We start from the raw sequence: 16954 nt of genomic DNA, 5'->3' as shown, positions 1-16954 counted from the left end.
TTGCTAGGCTACCTAAATATAGGTTAATTACTGGCGAAAATGTTCTTGAAATTAATTTACTAATACTACCTATTACACAGACAGATGATATTGAAAATATATCTTCATATTGCCTGTTGTTTTTAATAAAAGGATACTTTATGAAATTGCAAAAAACGCAACTGTCAATATTGGTTGGGTTAACCTTAATGACTGGTTTAGCTTCAGCGACTGGGGCGACTTTCACACGTGGCGATGTGCGTTTTATGACTCAGCAAGAGTTAGCGGAACGACAACATTTATCTGCGCCTAGAGGTCCACTAAGTAAAGATAGTGAGTCAGTGTATAACCAGTACACAAAGAGTGAAGAGCTGCCCAAAGTCACGGCTTATATGTCTAACTGGGGGCAATATGGCCGTCAATGGAGCCCTAAGGATCTCGCAGGGGTTTACGATACGATCGTATTTTCATTTATGGCCATGTGTGGTACTGGTGTCGGTGACTCGCAGATCACCAGTGCGGTAGAGTCTCTTAAAAATTATGCATGTAATCCCACGAATAACCCTTCAGCTAAAGATTTTGAAGTAATCACGACCGACCCGTGGGGCGATATTGCTGCTGCGATTCCAGGCCTGGTTGGTTTAATCGATTGGGAGCAAATGGAAATGCCGACTCTGATGCAAAAGTGGTATCAAGGCCAAAACGCCATTGACCATGGCTATCTGGGCGCATTGAAGAGACTAAATCAGCTGAGTCCAAGCACTAAAATGGCATTTAGTATCGGTGGTTGGTCGCTATCAGAACCGTTTAGTCGCATGGCTGCAACGAAAGCAAATCGAGATATCTTTGTTGAAAGTGTTGTGAACATCTTTAGAAATTACCCGATGTTTTCACAAGTCGATATCGACTGGGAATACCCCGGAATTCGAGTTGGCGGAAACTCATGGTTACCAGAGGATTCAGATAATTATAAAGAGTTGATTAAAGAACTCAGAATCGCATTAAACAACGCAGGTAAGAGAGACGTTAAAATCGCGATCGCGGCTGGTGCGCCAAAAGACAAAATGGATGCCAGTGATTTGAGAGGGCTCGTTGACAATGGCGTTGATATTATCCATTTGATGACGTACGACTTCTTTGGCAACGAATGGGCAGAGGGACTTAATCATCATTCGAACCTGTACGCTGTAGGAGATTGGTCTGTTGATACCTCTGTCTCTTACATGATCGATGAGCTCGGCATCGATCCTAAAAATATCTATATTGGTTACGCCAACTACTCACGTAACGCTGCGTATGCGAATGTAACCAGTATCTCTCCACTAAAAGGTTCTTTTGTTAAACCAACGCACCCGGATAGTAATGGCATTCCAACGTTTGACGATGGTCGATACACAGGTGGCTCTTGGGAGCGCGGTGTCTATGAATGGTATGACATTCAACAAGAGTTTCTTGAGATTGGTGCAAACGGTCTGAAGGTGAATAATTCACATCCAGGTTATCAATTGCTGACCGACAAAGAGGCGAATGCGGATTACATCTATAGTGAAGATGGACAGTTCTTTATGTCTTTCGATACCCCTCGTTCTGTGTTTGCGAAAGCGCGTTACGTTAAAAATAAGGGCCTTGGCGGTATCTTTAACTGGATGGCAGACTACGATACCGGCTATTTAGTGAACTCGGCCCGTGAAGGTTTGGGGTATACCAAACAATCTGGCATTGATATGGCACCGATTATCTACTCGTGTGGCGAAAACGTGACCAGTCAACAGGAGTGTAGAGATTTAACCAACTTAACGGGTGGCGAAGAGCCTGGTATTACATTGCAGGCGAACGCGGGGCCTGATATCTCCGCTGCGCTTATCGCTAATAACGCCTATGAGATTGATGGATCTGCGAGTACTGGTGAGAGCATCACTTACAAATGGGCGAAGAAGGCGAAACAGATCACTGGGATTGACGCTCAAAAAGTGAAGTTGACTCAAACAACGAGTTCGCTCCTTCAAGTTACGATTACAGACCTAGAAGGGGCCGATAGTACAGTCCGCATCCCATTAAAACTTACCGTGACCGATAGCAATGGCAATACCTCTGTCGATAGTGCTGTGTTGACGTTGCGAGATGTCGGCGATAACCGTGCACCAGTGGCGATCGCAAGTGTCAACAAAGATCACGTGAATCACGGTGAGCTCTTCAAGCTGCTAGGTAAAGATTCTTACGACCTAGACGAGGATGACACACTGCGTTATCAGTGGACACAAGTGGCAGGAGCGTCAATCACGCTACCTTATAACGGCAGAAGAAGAAACCTGACGGTTGACATCACTGAGTTAGCGAATCAAGATCATGCGCTTCAGTTCCAACTCACCGTCAGCGATGGTTTAGAAAGCGACACGTCCGATATCGTTACTGTGGAAGTTGCGGGTAGCGCTCCTGATAACCTAGCGCCACACGCTGACTTCACTGTGTCTGGTCAGTTACAGGTAGGGAAAGTGATCCAGCTAGATGGGTCATCTTCGACCGACGACAAAGGTATTAGTCGTTATCAATGGGTGGTAAAAGACAGCGCCAACCAATCGGTTTCTGTAACAGGTGCGGATGCACAGCGTGGTAGTTTTGTGCCAGCGACAGCGGGTAATTACACCGTCACACTAACGGTGTGGGATGAGGAGAACTTATCTGCTCAGAAACAGCACACAGTGAACGTGACAGAGGCCGCGACTGGTGGTGATTACGATTATGAATATCCCGCGGGTTTTGGCTCTTATGCCGATGGAACGATAGTTAAATTCCCAGGTCAAGGTGTGTATCAATGTTTTGGAGCGTGGGCTCAGCATTGTAATACCTCCTCATTCCTACCGGGTGTTGCAGCTGATCCTAATTGGATTACTCAGCAGTGGCGATTTATGCATGATTAGCATCAACTATAACTAGTTCGGACTAAGCTAAATAAAGCCAGCGTGATAAAGCGCTGGCTTTTACTTTCAGCTTCGTAAGCAACTCAAAGGTATGATTGTAAGCCATTTGATTGATGTGTCCTTAGACTGGCTGTTACACTTAACTATCTCGGTTGTAATGGAATTATCAAAATGAAACTTGTCGTCGATACTCATACACACACTTATGCCAGTGGTCATGCTTATAGCACGTTGATCGAGAACGCGAAATCAGCTCAAGAAAATGGTTTAGCTATGTTTTGCACCACCGATCACGCTGAATCTATGCCAGGTGCTCCACACTATTGGTTCTTCTCTAACCAGCGAGTTTTACCACGCTTTTTAGATGGTGTTGCCATTATTCGTGGTGTTGAATCCAACATTCTTAACCGTTTAGGTGATATTGATATCCACCCTTCGGTTGACCAAAATTTGGATTGGGTAATCGCCAGTTTCCATGAGCCGGTGTTCCAGCCTGCGGATAAAGCTGCGCATACCGAGGCGTTAATCAACACCATTCAAAGTGGACGAGTTGATGCGTTAGGACACTTAGGTAATCCTAATTTTGATTTTGATTTTAATGCGGTTATCGCTTGTGCTGTCGAGCATAATGTTGCAATAGAAATTAACAATAGTACTTTGAAAGGTCACAGTCGCGTAGGCAGCGTTGATCGCTGCTATGAGATTGCTAAGGTGGCAAAAGCTCATGGTGCGTATATTACGACGGGCAGTGATGCGCATTTTTGTCACGATGTAGGTAATTTACACTTAGCCAGTGATTTGCTAGACAGTGTTGGTATTTCAGCAGATAAAGTCATCACGCACAGTGTGATGCAGTTTCTTGCTTTTTTGGCGCAGCGCGGTCGCCCAGCTATTGAAGAATATCGTTCATTGTAAAGTGAGGGGGAGGGGGTTTAACAAATGAAACAATTTTCTTCCCGCTTTAAGCTGCATTTCATTTACACTAACGATTCCTTGTTTTAGTGAAAGAATTATGATGAAAAAAGCTCTTATTTTAACAGCTTGCGTTGCATTGTCTGCAAACGTTTTGGCTGCGAGTGTTGACCTGAAGCAGAACATGAAACAGATGAAGCTTGAGTTTAAACAAGCTGCTGAAGCGACATCGGTTGAAGCGATGAAAGCGCCAGTGTTAAAACTCAGTGAATTGGTCGAAAACTCAAAATCAGGCAACTATCCGCCAGAAAAAGAAGCGTTGTACTTGGAAGGATTCAATAAATTATCCGTTGTGCTGGAGCAAATTGAAGTTGACCTTGAACAAGGGCAGTTAGAACAAGCAAAACAGACATTACGCACGGTTGATGAGCTGCGTATTGAATACCATGAACAGCGTAACCCAAGTATTTGGAAACGCTTATTCGGTTAAGCCGTGGTTGTTTCCATGCGGTTTTCTTTAGTGCAATTAATCAAGGGAAGCTGCGTGGCGACTATCCGCAAACTGAGCCTGTAAAAATGGCAGCAAGAGCAAACCAATGGTGGCAGAGCAAATGGATATGGTGACAAAAAAACCATTCCAATGGAAATGCTCAACAATGATGGCGATAGGGTAGCCGGCCAATGCTGCTCCCATGTAAGCAAATAGCCCAACAAAGCCTGTTGCAGCGCCTGCTGAATTCTTATGAGAACACTCTGCTGCTGCCATTCCAATCAACATTTGCGGGCCAAAAACGAAAAAGCCAATGGTGAAAAAACCAGCTGCTTGTAGGACAAACCCGGTTAAAGGCATCAGCCATAGTGCTGCAACGGAAATGAAAATGCCCATCGAGAAAATTAAGTTCATTGGACCTCGGTTACCACCAAACAATTTATCTGAGCCCCATCCGGCAACTAATGACCCGACAAAACCGCCCACTTCAAACAGCGATAATGCCCCGTTAGCGGTGATCAAATCATACCCGTGCTGCTCGGTTAGATAGATATTACCCCAGTCATTAATGGCGGTTCTGACGATGTATACCAGTACATAGCTCAAGGCGAGTAACCAGATGTATTTATTGCGTAAAACATATTTGTGCAAAATTTGAGTGGTGCTTAACCCCACGCCTTCATTTTCCTGAGCCAGTTCTAGTGCATCGTTTCGCCAGTGACCGATACTTGGTAGGCCCAGAGTCACGGGTTTATCTTGCAGTCGCCAGCATAAAAACACACCGGTCAGCACTGCTAAAAATCCAGGGACAATAAACCCTTCTCGCCAACTAAAATGTAGAGTCACAAAACCAACCAACAAGGGGATCAACGCGCCCCCTACGTTATGGGCGGTATTCCAAAGTGCCCACCATAATCCCCGCTCGGATCGTGAATACCAAGTGGTCAGTAGTTTAGAGCAAGAAGGCCAACCCCAGCCTTGAAACCAAGCATTTAATACCCACAAAAAGATGAGCACACTGATAGAGCTAGAGAGTCCAAATAGAATGTTAATAATGCCTGTTGCGATTAACCCTAAGCCCATAAAATACCGAGGATTTGAGCGATCAGATACAATACCAGACACGAATTTAGAGCAGCCGTAAGTGATATAAAAGAGCGTGCCCATCATGCCGATATCACTCTTATCCAAACCGAGATCGGCAATCATGGCTGGCATCGCGTAATTGAGACTTTTACGCGTGAAATAAAACATTGCATAACCCACATACATAGCGAGCATGATGTGACGACGCCAATATCGATAATGACGATCAATTTCATCGGGCGATAATTGGCCGTTAATGTGGGGTTTAGATTGAAGAAAACCTATCATGTTTCACTCTATAAATTAGGCAGAATAACTGTCAGTCGGGTTCCATGGGTCGAGACGTTTGATTGTTTACACTCACTGTGTAGTTGAAATTGTCCGCCTAGGGCTTGCACCCGTTCGCGCATGCCTCGTAAGCCAAACCCTTTCAAATGGTCTTCTGCTTTAAGGCCAATACCGTCATCTGTGATATGCAATGTCACACTTGAACCCAACGAAAAGTGAATGTGGATATGCTCTGCTTGTGCGTATTTCAAGGCGTTATTTAATGCTTCTTGGCACAAACGGTATAGGGTGACTTTGGTTGCGTCACTCAAAGCCTTAAGTTTTAGCGCGCTGTTGTCACACCATTCGACATGAGTTTGAACGCCATGGGCGCTGAATTCCAAATCACGCAGTAATTGTTCAATGGCCTCTTCAAGCCCCAGGTCATCGAGTGTTTTGGGGCGAAGACGAGTGAGCAGTCCTTTAGTGGTGTCATAAACATTGAGCGATAATGCTTCAATAGTATTGGCGCAGTGAGTGGTGACAGGCTCGGTTTCAACGCGTTGAATGATACTGGCCTGGGTTCGAATTGCGGTGATGTTTTGGCCGATTTCATCGTGCAATTCACGTGCAATATCTCGCCTTACCGACTCTTCGGCTTTGACTAACTGGCGTGAAAGGTTTTGATTGCGGTCGAGCTCTTGGCGCAGTTTGGTGTTGAGATCTCGTTGATGCTGAACGGCCATGCCAAGAGTAATTCCTGTCAAACTTTGCGCTGATAGCGACAGTAATAGGTCGGTAATTTCTATGCCGGAAACACCGCTTCGTGCGGCAATAAGCGCAATACTGTTGAGCAGTGTACCAAGCAAGGCTCCCTGCCAACCATAACGAAAGGCAAGTAAAATAATGGGAATGGCCAAACAAAAAGGGGCAAATCGCCGGAGTTCGTCTGGTAAACCAATTTGTAGCGCGATGCTAAGAGCAAATAACAAGCTGTAAAAGACGATGTGCCGAGCTCTAAACTCAATATGGCGTGAGACTAAATTGGCCGTTAGTGGTATCCAAGTACTTTGGAAAAGGTAATTCCATACTAAGTAACAGCTAGGCACCATCATTAAACCAGCGGTAATGCTGACTAAAGCGACCATTGAAGCGGCAATGTCATGGTGACTGACGGCGAGGGTATTAGTCAGTGCACTGAGCACAATAATTACTCCCATTACAGTTAAACGACGCTGTTGTGAACCGTAATAGTAGCGTTGTGCAACGGCTATCAATGGAATACTAGCAGCACTGGCAGCTAATACAGTTAGCCACTGTGGTTGGTCCATCAATATCGCTAAAGCAACGGTTAACCACCACTCTGCCGCGTAAATAGCCGGCCAGTAGTATTTTGGAGTGTGTAGCGTGATACCTAAACGCAGCGCAAAGGGGAAAAAAAGAATTGCAAGTTCAGGATCGTTGACGAAGTAATAAGCGATGACCCATGAGCAAAACCAGCTGCAAGAGAGCAGAAACCAAGCGCAGATCGAAGTGATAAGGTAGCGATGCATTATAGTGAGTCAGGGAAATATTTGGCGAGGGCGACATTATTTGTCACGCCCAGTTTATCCATGGCGTTGGCGCGGTGCACATGAACGGTTTTATGGCTTAATCCAAGTTCGGTTGCGACGGCTTTGACATCTAAACCACAAGCAAGCATTTCACTGATTTGTCGTTCACGTTTAGTCAGTTTTTCTAAATTGTGGCTACCGCGTTTAGGTGATGCGATTTTAAGGGCAATTTCTGGCGTTAAATAACAGCCACCAGATGCACTGGTGCGCACCGCTTGAATTAATTCATCGGGGCTACACCGCTTGCTGAGGTAACCAAGTGCGCCAGCTTCAAGAGCTTTTTCTACCATGGCTGCAGAGTCATGTACGCTGAGCATGATACACGCCATGCCAGAAGGGAGATCTTGCAGTAAAGATAAACCGCTTTCATCAGGCATTGATATATCAAGAATACACACCGTTGCGCCAGAGCCAGGCAAGCCGCTACGGGCTTCTGCCGCAGAGCTAAATTGGCCGACCACTTCTATATCGGCTTCTAAACTCATCAACTGAGCAAATCCCGAACGCACAATAATGTGGTCATCCACTAAGGCTACTTTGATCATCGATAAAACTCAGCAAATAAGAAAAGGGGCATAAACTAACTCTAGCTGGTCAATTAAACAACCAATATATACCCTTCCTACTTGAAGTTGCAGCGGTGTTGGCTACGTTTGCTCACCCCAATCACATAGTTTATCTATGCTCATGGGGATTCACTCACTTGCCGCCTACCTGCAACTCCAAATAGTTTGGATATAGCTAAATGAGCTAATAGGACTGTTGATCTTAATATTACAGATATAAAAACGCGACGCTGAATAAAACCAAACGTCGCGTGATTTCTTTATTTTTCGTTAAGCGTCTGCACTTGCCAATAGCAGTTTTTTCTCGTGGCGTATTTTACGTTCTTCTGCAATCGCAACAAATGCCAGCAATACGATACAGATCACCGCTGAAGTATCGAGGGCGGCAAAGGTACCTTTCCAGCCGGTTAAACCAAAGATTGGTGTGCCGTCAGCAATCATACCTAGCCCCAGCTTGGCAAAGCTATCACCGATCAAGTAAGCAAACGTACCTTTGACACCATCAGCCACACTGATCGCTTTTTTCGGTACAAAACCAACAGCTGCAACACCAATTAATAATTGTGGGCCAAACACTAGGAAGCCAAGTACAAACAATGAAGCAAGGTACATGAATTCACTGGTAGCATGTTGATAAAACTCGAGAGCTAGGATGATCAAACCTAATGAAACACAGGCCACTAAGGCACGACGACCATTAGCAAGGTCAGAAAGGTAACCCCACATTAAGGTGCCCACCAATGCGCCAACTTCGAACAAGGTAAAACCAGAAATGGCCGCTTCTTTTGATAAGCCAAGTTCTTGATAGGCATAGACAGTAGACCATTGGTCGATGCCGATACGTACGATATACAAGAAAATGTTGGCAAAACAGAGTAACCAAATCACCTTGTTTTTCAAAATGTATTCAACAAAGATTTCACGCTTGGTCATTTGGTTTTCTTCAGCAGCAATATCTTCCTCGCTTACCGCTTCATCAAACAATTCTTCAACGGTACCAAGACCATAAGCTTCTGGTGAGTCACTGCCGTAGCGTAGGCCAATAAAACCAACTACTAATGCGATAATCGATGGGAAAATAAACATACCAATGACGTGGCCGTCAAAGAAATAGTTTGCACCAAATAGTGCAACGCCTGCAGCCCCTGCACCACCGACGTTGTGCGACATATTCCACAAACCAAGATAGGTGCCACGCTTGTTTTTCGGGGTCCATTTCGTAATGGTAGAGTAACTTGAAGGGCCACCTGTACTTTGGAAAAAGCCGCTTAAGCCGTAAAAAGCAATCATCAAGAATAAGCTAACGCTTGATCCACCCATGCTCATACTGAAACCGAGCATAGCAATACCAGATAAAATGAGCATGAACGGTAGGAATTGCTTAGTGTTTTTTCCATCGGCGTAGTAAGAAACAACGGTCTTACCAATTCCGTAAGTGATGGAGAAGCCAAGGCCAATCAACCCAAGTTGTGTCATTGACAAGCCATAGGTTGAAATCATATCGTTTTGTGCAACGTTGAAGTTTTTACGAATCAAGTACATCGCCATGTAGCCGATGAACACCACAAGATAAGATTGTAAAAAAGGTTTGAACCACATTTTGCGGCGTTCTGCTGCTGGTATATCTAAAGTCGGTTTCCGAACTTGTTCCAGAAGTTTTAGCATGTGAAATCCTAGGGAATTTACGTCAATGAAATCTCTGTTGTTTACGTGACAACAAAGTCGAATCGATAGCAGCAAAAGGCTGCGGCTACATAGTGGGATGATTGTAAAAACAGCGCTAAGAGTTGACATGAGGGGATGGCCTAGAAAAGTTAAGAATATTTCCTAGTTTTGCTGTGCTGGTGGGTAAAGCGTGAATGGAATCACATTGTTATGCATCATGAACCAAAGCGCGTAGTTATTGGTTTTGTAGCGTTTTCTGGGTGTTTGTTAATTTTTAAGTGCTAACGCACTGTTATTTTTATCAATGGGTTATATAGTGAGCGCAAGTTTATGTTGAGTGTTGCTATGATTCGCCAAAGTCGTTTTAACAAAATGATGCTGATAACCAGTGCCCTGAGTTGGGTATTGGTTGCGTTAATGCCCGTGATCAATGCACATGGCAATACGGCAGGGGTGTGGGCGACGCTGTGTACCATCAATGGTTTTGAACTGGTTCAAATTGAAGAGGGCAAAGTGCAACCTCAGCACAGTAAGCCGTGCCCCTTTGCTCATTTCTCTACTTTTCATCAAGATTCACTTCCAACGACACCTTTACTGACACGACTGAGCTTGCTCATTTCAGACAGTTACACTTTTTTGGCTCTAAGTGTGCGATTTGAACAGCAAGTTCCTAGGGCACCGCCAACACTTTCGATTAAAAAAAACCGATATAGCCCTAATCTACATTTCCGAGTACAGCTCTAGCGGCAGACCGTCTGGGTCAGCAAAAAAAGTGTATTCGCGCCCGGTATATTCATCAATACGGATTGGTTCAACATCCACCCCTTGTGATTCTAAATACGCTTTTACCTCACAGACACTATCAACAACAAACGCTAGGTGACGTAAACCTTGAGCTTCTGGAAAACTCGGTCTTGGTGGTGTGTTAGGAAACGAGAACAACTCAATTTGTCCCCCATCAGGTAAAGCAAGATCAAGTTTGTAAGAGTCACGATTTTGGCGATAATTTTCAGCGAGGATACCAAGCCTAAGCACTTCGGTATAAAAGGCTTTTGAGCGAGCGTAGTCAGAACAAATGATCGCTGCGTGGTGGATTCGTTTTAGCATCGGTTAACCTTTGGTATTGAGTTTGGTGATCAAGTGTTCCGCCACATAATCGATGAATACTCGTAAGCGAGCAGGCATGTATTTGGTTTGTGCGTATTGCATCGCTACTACTCCGTGATAATTACTTTTTATGGTCCAATCTTCTAACAATTGTACGACTTTACCTTCAATTAATGCTTCTTGAATAACAAAGTCATGAAAGATACCGATACCTAGACCACCTTTTACCGCATTTAAACGCATTTGAGAGTGATTAACTGCATAGCGCCCAGAAACTGCAATGGTATGAAATTCATCGTCTTTGAGGAAATTCCAAATATGGTCACGTTCCGTTTCCGCAAGATACAAGCAATCATGCTCGCTTAATTCGGTTGGGTGGGTTGGTGTTCCGCGTAACGCGGTGTAGTCAGGGCTGGCGCATAGCACTAAATTGGTTTTGCCTATTTCCCGCAGTACTAAGTTTTCATCAGGTTTATCGGTAAGACGAAACGCGACATCGATATTGTGTTTGAAGAGATCGATTTCACCATCCGCCGCCCTAAGTTTGAGTTGAATTTCAGGATATTGAGTCAGAAAAGGCACAACTAAGGGTTGCAATACCGAGTTCAAAAATGCTTCCGGTGCTGCCACCGATAGCGAACCCGCTGGCTCGGTGTGATCCGACGTGGACAGTTCGATAGCTTGCTGCGCGGCATTGACCATCAGTAAACTTTGGTCATAGACGCGTTTTCCTGCTTGAGTGATGATCAATTTACGAGTGGTGCGTTCAAACAGCTTTACGGACAGCGCTGCTTCAAGGCGAGTGATCAGCTTACTGAGCGCTGAAGGGGTAACTCCTAATTTTTGGGCCGCAGCGGTAAAACTACATTCGTTAACGACAAGAATAAAAGTAGCAAGATCAGGTAACAGAGCAATTAGTTTTGGGTGCAGCATAAGAATCAGACATTAATAGCGTCAAGGGCAACGTGGACGTCACTTTCTCAGAATTGCAGCCAGTTTTCAATGACCATTTGTGCCTATAATTCACGAATGGTTTTCCACTTTGAGGGATTATCGTCATGATGAGCTTGGATTAAACTATATTTATCTCATTTATTGTCTTGGTATTAGTGACACCTATAGCTAAATACGGAGATGATTAATCGATGTGTTTACAGTGTAAATAAAGACTATCAATACCACCCTACAAAGCCAGTCATAGGCGATATAAATCAAAGAAGGAATCAGTAATGTCTTCTGCATTTTACCAACAGATCCAGCAGCAACTTGAAACAGTGAAAGCTGAAGGTTTATACAAATCAGAGCGTGTTATTACCTCACAACAGCAAGCTGCCGTTTCCATTTCTACTGGCGAAGAAGTATTGAACTTCTGTGCTAACAACTACTTGGGTCTTGCGAACCACCCTGCGCTGATTGAAGCGGGTCGAGACGGTATGGCAAAGCACGGCTTTGGTATGGCTTCTGTGCGTTTTATCTGTGGCACACAAGATATTCATAAAGAGCTTGAACATAAGTTGTCAGCATTTCTTGGTCAGGAAGATACGATCCTTTACACCTCATGTTTTGATGCGAACACCGGTCTTTTTGAAACGATTTTAGATAAAGAAGATGCGATCATCTCTGACGCGTTAAACCATGCTTCGATTATTGATGGGGTACGTTTGTGTAAGGCGATGCGCTTCCGTTACTCAAACAACAACATGCAAGAGCTAGAAGAGCAATTGATCGCGGCAGATGCAGCCGGTGCTCGTAATAAGCTTATCGTAACTGATGGCGTTTTCTCAATGGACGGTGTAGTTGCCAACCTACCTGCTATTTGTGATTTAGCGGATAAATACAATGCGTTGGTGATGGTCGATGATTCGCATGCCGTGGGTTTCATGGGCGCAAACGGTCGTGGTACACATGAATATCATGATGTAATTGACCGTATCGATATTATTACCGGTACTTTAGGTAAAGCGATGGGTGGTGCTTCTGGTGGCTACACGTCTGGTAAGAAAGAAGTGATTGACTGGTTACGTCAGCGTTCACGCCCTTATTTGTTTTCTAACTCTGTGGCTCCTGCGATTGTGACGGCCTCAATCAGAGTGTTAGATCTTCTGGCTGAAAGCGGTTCGCTACGTGACCAATTATGGGATAATGCTACCCATTTCCGTACTCGTATGGAAGCGGCTGGTTTTACTATGGGCGGTGCTGATCACGCGATTATCCCAATCATGTTGGGCGATGCTAAAGTTGCGGCTGAGTTTGCAGAGCGTGCGCTTGCTAAAGGTATCTATGTTATTGGTTTCTCTTTCCCAGTAGTGCCAAAAGGTCAAGCTCGTATCCGTACACAAATGTCGGCAGCACACAGCCGTGAGCAGTTAGATCGCGCCATTGATGCATTTATCGAAGTTGGTCAAGACATGGGACTAATTAAATGAAAATTAAAGCATTATCAAAATTAAAGCCTGAGCAAGGCATTTGGATGACAGACGTTGACATGCCAGAACTTGGCCACAATGATCTGCTCATTAAAATTAAGAAAACCGCCATTTGTGGTACTGATGTGCATATTTACAACTGGGATGAATGGTCACAAAAAACCATTCCGGTACCTATGGTTGTGGGTCATGAATACGTCGGTGAAGTGGTTGGTATTGGTCAAGAAGTACGTGGTTTTGAATTGGGCGACCGCGTTTCTGGTGAAGGTCATATCACATGTGGTCACTGCCGCAACTGTCGTGGTGGTCGTACGCACTTATGCCGCAATACTGTGGGTGTGGGGGTAAACCGCACCGGTGCTTTTTCTGAATTCCTTGTGATCCCTGCATTTAATGCTTTTAAAATCCCAGATGGAATTTCAGACGACTTAGCATCAATCTTTGACCCATTTGGTAACGCTGTACATACGGCGTTGTCATTTGATTTAGTTGGCGAAGATGTATTGATCACCGGCGCTGGGCCAATCGGCATTATGGCGGCAGCCGTGGCGAAACACGTTGGCGCTCGCCATGTTGTGATTACTGATGTAAACGAATACCGCCTTGATCTAGCTCGTAAAATGGGCGTAACTCGCGCAGTCAACGTCGCAGAGCAAAAACTTGAAGATGTGATGAGCGAGCTAGGTATGACCGAAGGTTTTGACGTGGGTCTTGAAATGTCGGGCGTACCGAGTGCATTCAGTTCAATGCTAAAAACCATGAATCACGGTGGTCGTATTGCGCTATTGGGAATTCCACCATCAGATATGGCGATTGACTGGAACCAAGTGATCTTCAAAGGGTTAGTGATCAAAGGTATCTACGGTCGTGAGATGTTTGAAACCTGGTACAAGATGGCATCTTTGATTCAATCTGGCTTAGATCTAACGCCAATCATCACTCACCACTTCAAGGTTGATGACTTCCAAGCAGGCTTTGACGCGATGCGCAGCGGGCTTTCTGGTAAAGTTATTCTTGATTGGGAATAAGCAAGAAGCTGGCTTAGAAATAGATAAGGCGACAGGTTAACTTGTCGCCTTTTTTATATCTGTAATCACCTTTCATGGTCGATTAAAATGAGTTTTGTCACATCACTGCTTTGCGTTTTAAGCCACATTTCTTTGTCACCATTCCTTCTATACTGTGATTAATTCAACTGAAGAGGGAATGCCGATGCTTAATGAAAATCATGCTTTTATCTTAGAATTTCCTGAGCTTAAATTAGATATTGTTCAGCTTAACCATGATGATCCTACATTCAAAGCGAAGCTACAGCAGTATCACCAATTGGATTATGATATCCGTCAGCTAGAGATATCGGGCAGTCCTATTGATGATGACAATATGAATGATCTCAAGTTTCAGCGTGTCGAGTTAAAAGACATGTTATACAAAAGGCTAACCAAGCATCATCAGCAAGCTATCTAACGGTGTTTTCCCATATTTGATCTGACGAAGGGCACATAAAAAATGCTAGCCGTCAGATCCATTTTGGGTTGATCAATAAAACGCCTTTAGCATCAATTTCCACTCAAGTTTTATCTTTCAAGGTTAGATTAAAGCACTACAGTACGGTACGCAGCAATAATGTGTGTCACGCTGTTGCTATTTCCTTGTTCAATTCGCTGGTAATGACAGAGTGTTTTACGTAAGTATTTTTCGGCAATATTAGCTTGTTTGAGTGAGGTTGATTGCCAAATTTTGTCACCAACAGCGCTAATTGGCGCGTTTTCATCGGTTACTGATGTAACCAACATCACTTCATAAAAACGTTGATTATCCTCAATCAACACTTCATCCTTCAAAGAAAAATCAAGTTCAATGAGCTTCTGACGCAGTGCAAATTGGTGGTGAACCGGACACAGCAGAAAATCAATGGCTAACTCTGGGTACTTATGATGAAGAGCCTCAACAAACTTAATCATTAAATCACCACCTACGCCAGCAATAATGACTAAGTGTTTTCCTTGATGCTTATCCAATGGCAATGTTGCTACATCAATGCAGTGTGTTTTCCACCGAGAAAGTGAGTGTGAATAAAAGCGTTGCAGTTTGCCTTCTAGCTCATCCATTAGCTTGGGAACTATATCCACAAAGTGTATATTTGGCGCAGCCAGGCGAGACAATAATGCTGCGCCAAGTAACCCATGATCACAGCAGCAATCCCAAATGTGGGTATAGTCGGCTGTCACCATTTGTTCTATTTGTTCTAGTCTTTTACTCAGTTTCAAGAAAAATGCCCATATAACGATGAAAAACGGGCGCATTGTAATGGTTTTCTTCTCTTTAGCGAAGTTGGCGAGAAGATAATGGATTTATCTGCGAAGTTAAAGTGGTGAGAGCAAGACACATCGCACAAGAATGTCGGTAACATAACGTAATTTAGAGTACTATGCGCTAATTCAATTGATGGTAGATACCCGATGTCGATACCGATTAAAAACGTAACCACCCCAGAGGTTTCTTGTTCTAATTGTCAGGCTTGTTGCTGCCGTTTAGAAGTGATGATTATTACGGATACTGGCGTACCTAAGCAACATATCGCTTTTGATGAGTGGGGTGGGGAAACTATGCGACGTTTGGCTGATGGTTGGTGTTCGGCATTAGACCGTGAGACTTTCATGTGCACGATTTATGAAAATCGTCCTTGGATTTGCCGAGAATTTGAAATGGGCTCATATGAGTGTCGCGATGAAAGAGCAGAGTTCATGTAAGCCTTATTCGTTTAGCGTTTAAGCATATAGGTACTCGGGGGGCGAACGGAGTACCTTACAGCAATCTGCATTACTTTTTCATCATCTTTGCTAGGTCAGCAAAAGGGTTGTAGGTAGCGCTTTGATGATCATCTAACCTTGCGACTGGATCGGCACCGAATCGATCATGGTCAGAATATTTAGAGTGCTCGTGGTCGTGGCAATACAAACATAAAAGCTCCCAATTACTGCCATCTTCCGGGTTATTGGTATGATCGTGATCTTTATGATGGACCGTTAACTCTTTCAAATTTGAGTAAACGAACTCACGAGCACAGTTGCCACACACCCACGGATAGAGCTTGAGTGCCTTTTCTCTGTAGCCACTTTCTTGACGAGCATAGCTCGCACTTGAACCATAAAAATCTGATGACATGCTATTTCCAACCATTGGTTTATTGAAAGTCTTATTACGATATTAAAAACCAGTATCCGCTGCAAATCAAAACTTGGGCGGAGAACCGATGTCCGATATTAGACCACAAGGTGACTGGTTTCCAAAGAGAGTGAATAACAAAAAACTACCGTAACTAAGCAGAGAAAAGTAAACTTAAGAAACTCAAATGGTTAGTCATTCATGTGGATACGAAATGCTAGAAAAAGAAAACTTGATAAAACTTGCGCGCATGCAAATGCCATTTGGTAAATATGCTGGCCGAGTACTTATCGATCTGCCAGAAGAATATCTACTGTGGTTTGATAAAAAAGGATTCCCAGAGGGGGAGTTAGGTCGTTTATTGCAATTGTGCTTAGCATTGAAAATCGAAGGCTTAGATAGTGTCGTCAAGCCGTTAAAGCGAATGTAATTCCTTAGAAACCCTGAGACTCTCAGCCGACTTGATATGTACTATGCGGCTATTTTACCGAATATTCTTCAAAAATATTTTTACCATCTCATTAATTATCGAGTTACGCTCTGACATTGATAACTCAGTTTGTGTTAGAGAGATGCTAATAAATAATGACTCACGCTCTGTAGTCTAGATTATTGCTTTAATTCCACGTGACCCATGATCATCAGCGCTTGAGTGACCTGCAATAGATCACCTTTGTGGCAACAATGATCGAAGTAGTGAATCAGAAACGATGTTATCTCTTGCTTATGCTTTTTGAAACACCAAGATTAGTTAACC

17 protein-coding genes are annotated in these 16954 nt (G+C 43.9%); 9 read left to right on the top strand and 8 right to left on the bottom strand.

Annotated elements, in window-relative coordinates; genetic code table 11:
- Positions 1 to 140 precede the first annotated feature (140 nt).
- The 3 genes from HGG78_RS08035 to HGG78_RS08025 all read left to right on the top strand — a co-directional run bounded on the left by HGG78_RS08035 (position 141) and on the right by HGG78_RS08025 (position 4299).
- Complete coding sequence (locus HGG78_RS08035; protein WP_172532566.1) at positions 141 to 2897, top strand: glycoside hydrolase family 18 protein; 2757 nt, start codon at positions 141 to 143, stop codon at positions 2895 to 2897.
- A 171-nt stretch (positions 2898 to 3068) separates the two neighbouring features.
- On the top strand, positions 3069 to 3812 hold the full coding sequence (locus tag HGG78_RS08030; protein ID WP_172532565.1) for a phosphatase: 744 nt from the start codon (positions 3069 to 3071) through the stop codon (positions 3810 to 3812).
- 100 nt (positions 3813 to 3912) lie between these two features.
- Positions 3913 to 4299 (top strand): cytochrome b562, encoded by a 387-nt coding sequence (locus tag HGG78_RS08025; protein WP_172532571.1) that lies wholly within the window; start codon positions 3913 to 3915, stop codon positions 4297 to 4299.
- Between the two features lie 36 nt (positions 4300 to 4335).
- On the opposite strand, the gene uhpC is transcribed toward HGG78_RS08025, so the two are convergent.
- The 4 genes from uhpC to uhpT form a co-directional block, all read right to left on the bottom strand.
- Positions 4336 to 5673, bottom strand: a complete 1338-nt coding sequence (gene uhpC / locus HGG78_RS08020; protein WP_172532564.1) for an MFS transporter — start codon at positions 5671 to 5673, stop codon at positions 4336 to 4338.
- An 8-nt stretch (positions 5674 to 5681) separates the two neighbouring features.
- On the bottom strand, positions 5682 to 7205 hold the full coding sequence (gene uhpB, locus HGG78_RS08015; RefSeq protein WP_172532563.1) for a signal transduction histidine-protein kinase/phosphatase UhpB: 1524 nt from the start codon (positions 7203 to 7205) through the stop codon (positions 5682 to 5684).
- Positions 7205 to 7810 (bottom strand): response regulator transcription factor UhpA, encoded by a 606-nt coding sequence (uhpA, locus tag HGG78_RS08010; protein WP_053311105.1) that lies wholly within the window; start codon positions 7808 to 7810, stop codon positions 7205 to 7207. Before uhpA ends, uhpB begins: the two co-directional genes overlap by 1 nt.
- 291 nt (positions 7811 to 8101) lie before the next feature.
- Positions 8102 to 9496: a hexose-6-phosphate:phosphate antiporter gene (gene uhpT / locus HGG78_RS08005; protein WP_172532562.1), complete on the bottom strand. Its 1395-nt coding sequence runs from the start codon at positions 9494 to 9496 to the stop codon at positions 8102 to 8104.
- Positions 9497 to 9841: 345 nt separating this feature from the next.
- On the opposite strand from uhpT, the gene HGG78_RS08000 reads away from it, so the two are divergent.
- Complete coding sequence (locus tag HGG78_RS08000; protein ID WP_171981232.1) at positions 9842 to 10240, top strand: hypothetical protein; 399 nt, start codon at positions 9842 to 9844, stop codon at positions 10238 to 10240.
- Here the strand turns inward: HGG78_RS08000 and gloA2 are convergent.
- Positions 10217 to 10603: an SMU1112c/YaeR family gloxylase I-like metalloprotein gene (gene gloA2, locus HGG78_RS07995; RefSeq protein WP_172532561.1), complete on the bottom strand. Its 387-nt coding sequence runs from the start codon at positions 10601 to 10603 to the stop codon at positions 10217 to 10219. The genes HGG78_RS08000 and gloA2 overlap by 24 nt on opposite strands.
- 3 nt (positions 10604 to 10606) lie before the next feature.
- Positions 10607 to 11536 (bottom strand): LysR family transcriptional regulator, encoded by a 930-nt coding sequence (locus tag HGG78_RS07990; protein ID WP_172532560.1) that lies wholly within the window; start codon positions 11534 to 11536, stop codon positions 10607 to 10609.
- A 296-nt stretch (positions 11537 to 11832) separates the two neighbouring features.
- Between HGG78_RS07990 and HGG78_RS07985 the strand changes: the two genes are divergently transcribed.
- The 3 genes from HGG78_RS07985 to HGG78_RS07975 all read left to right on the top strand — a co-directional run bounded on the left by HGG78_RS07985 (position 11833) and on the right by HGG78_RS07975 (position 14496).
- Positions 11833 to 13029 carry a glycine C-acetyltransferase gene (locus HGG78_RS07985; RefSeq protein WP_172532559.1) on the top strand — a complete coding sequence of 399 codons (1197 nt, stop codon included), beginning with the start codon at positions 11833 to 11835 and terminating at the stop codon, positions 13027 to 13029.
- Entirely contained in the window at positions 13026 to 14057 is a 1032-nt protein-coding gene (gene tdh / locus HGG78_RS07980; RefSeq protein WP_171981223.1) for an L-threonine 3-dehydrogenase, read from the top strand. The genes HGG78_RS07985 and tdh overlap by 4 nt, the downstream gene beginning before the upstream one ends.
- Before the next feature lie 184 nt (positions 14058 to 14241).
- Positions 14242 to 14496, top strand: a complete 255-nt coding sequence (locus HGG78_RS07975; RefSeq protein ID WP_171375523.1) for an HP1242/YdcH family protein — start codon at positions 14242 to 14244, stop codon at positions 14494 to 14496.
- A gap of 128 nt (positions 14497 to 14624) precedes the next feature.
- Here the strand turns inward: HGG78_RS07975 and HGG78_RS07970 are convergent, their stop codons facing one another.
- A complete protein-coding gene (locus HGG78_RS07970; protein WP_254068166.1) occupies positions 14625 to 15263 on the bottom strand; it encodes a tRNA (adenine(22)-N(1))-methyltransferase in 639 nt (212 codons plus the stop codon).
- A gap of 228 nt (positions 15264 to 15491) precedes the next feature.
- Between HGG78_RS07970 and HGG78_RS07965 the strand changes: the two genes are divergently transcribed.
- Positions 15492 to 15782: a YkgJ family cysteine cluster protein gene (locus HGG78_RS07965; protein ID WP_172532557.1), complete on the top strand. Its 291-nt coding sequence runs from the start codon at positions 15492 to 15494 to the stop codon at positions 15780 to 15782.
- Positions 15783 to 15852: 70 nt separating this feature from the next.
- Here the strand turns inward: HGG78_RS07965 and HGG78_RS07960 are convergent, their stop codons facing one another.
- Positions 15853 to 16197 carry a YajD family HNH nuclease gene (locus tag HGG78_RS07960; protein WP_053311096.1) on the bottom strand — a complete coding sequence of 115 codons (345 nt, stop codon included), beginning with the start codon at positions 16195 to 16197 and terminating at the stop codon, positions 15853 to 15855.
- A gap of 214 nt (positions 16198 to 16411) precedes the next feature.
- Between HGG78_RS07960 and HGG78_RS07955 the strand changes: the two genes are divergently transcribed.
- Positions 16412 to 16627, top strand: coding sequence for a DUF3820 family protein (locus HGG78_RS07955; RefSeq protein WP_053311095.1), 216 nt, complete (start codon positions 16412 to 16414; stop codon positions 16625 to 16627).
- Positions 16628 to 16954: the final 327 nt, after the last annotated feature.

Source organism: Vibrio aestuarianus, assembly GCF_012395185.1.
GTDB lineage: Bacteria > Pseudomonadota > Gammaproteobacteria > Enterobacterales > Vibrionaceae > Vibrio > Vibrio aestuarianus.
The sequence above is the reverse complement of the archived record's forward strand: the minus strand, read 5'-3'. Positions and strand labels throughout refer to the sequence as shown.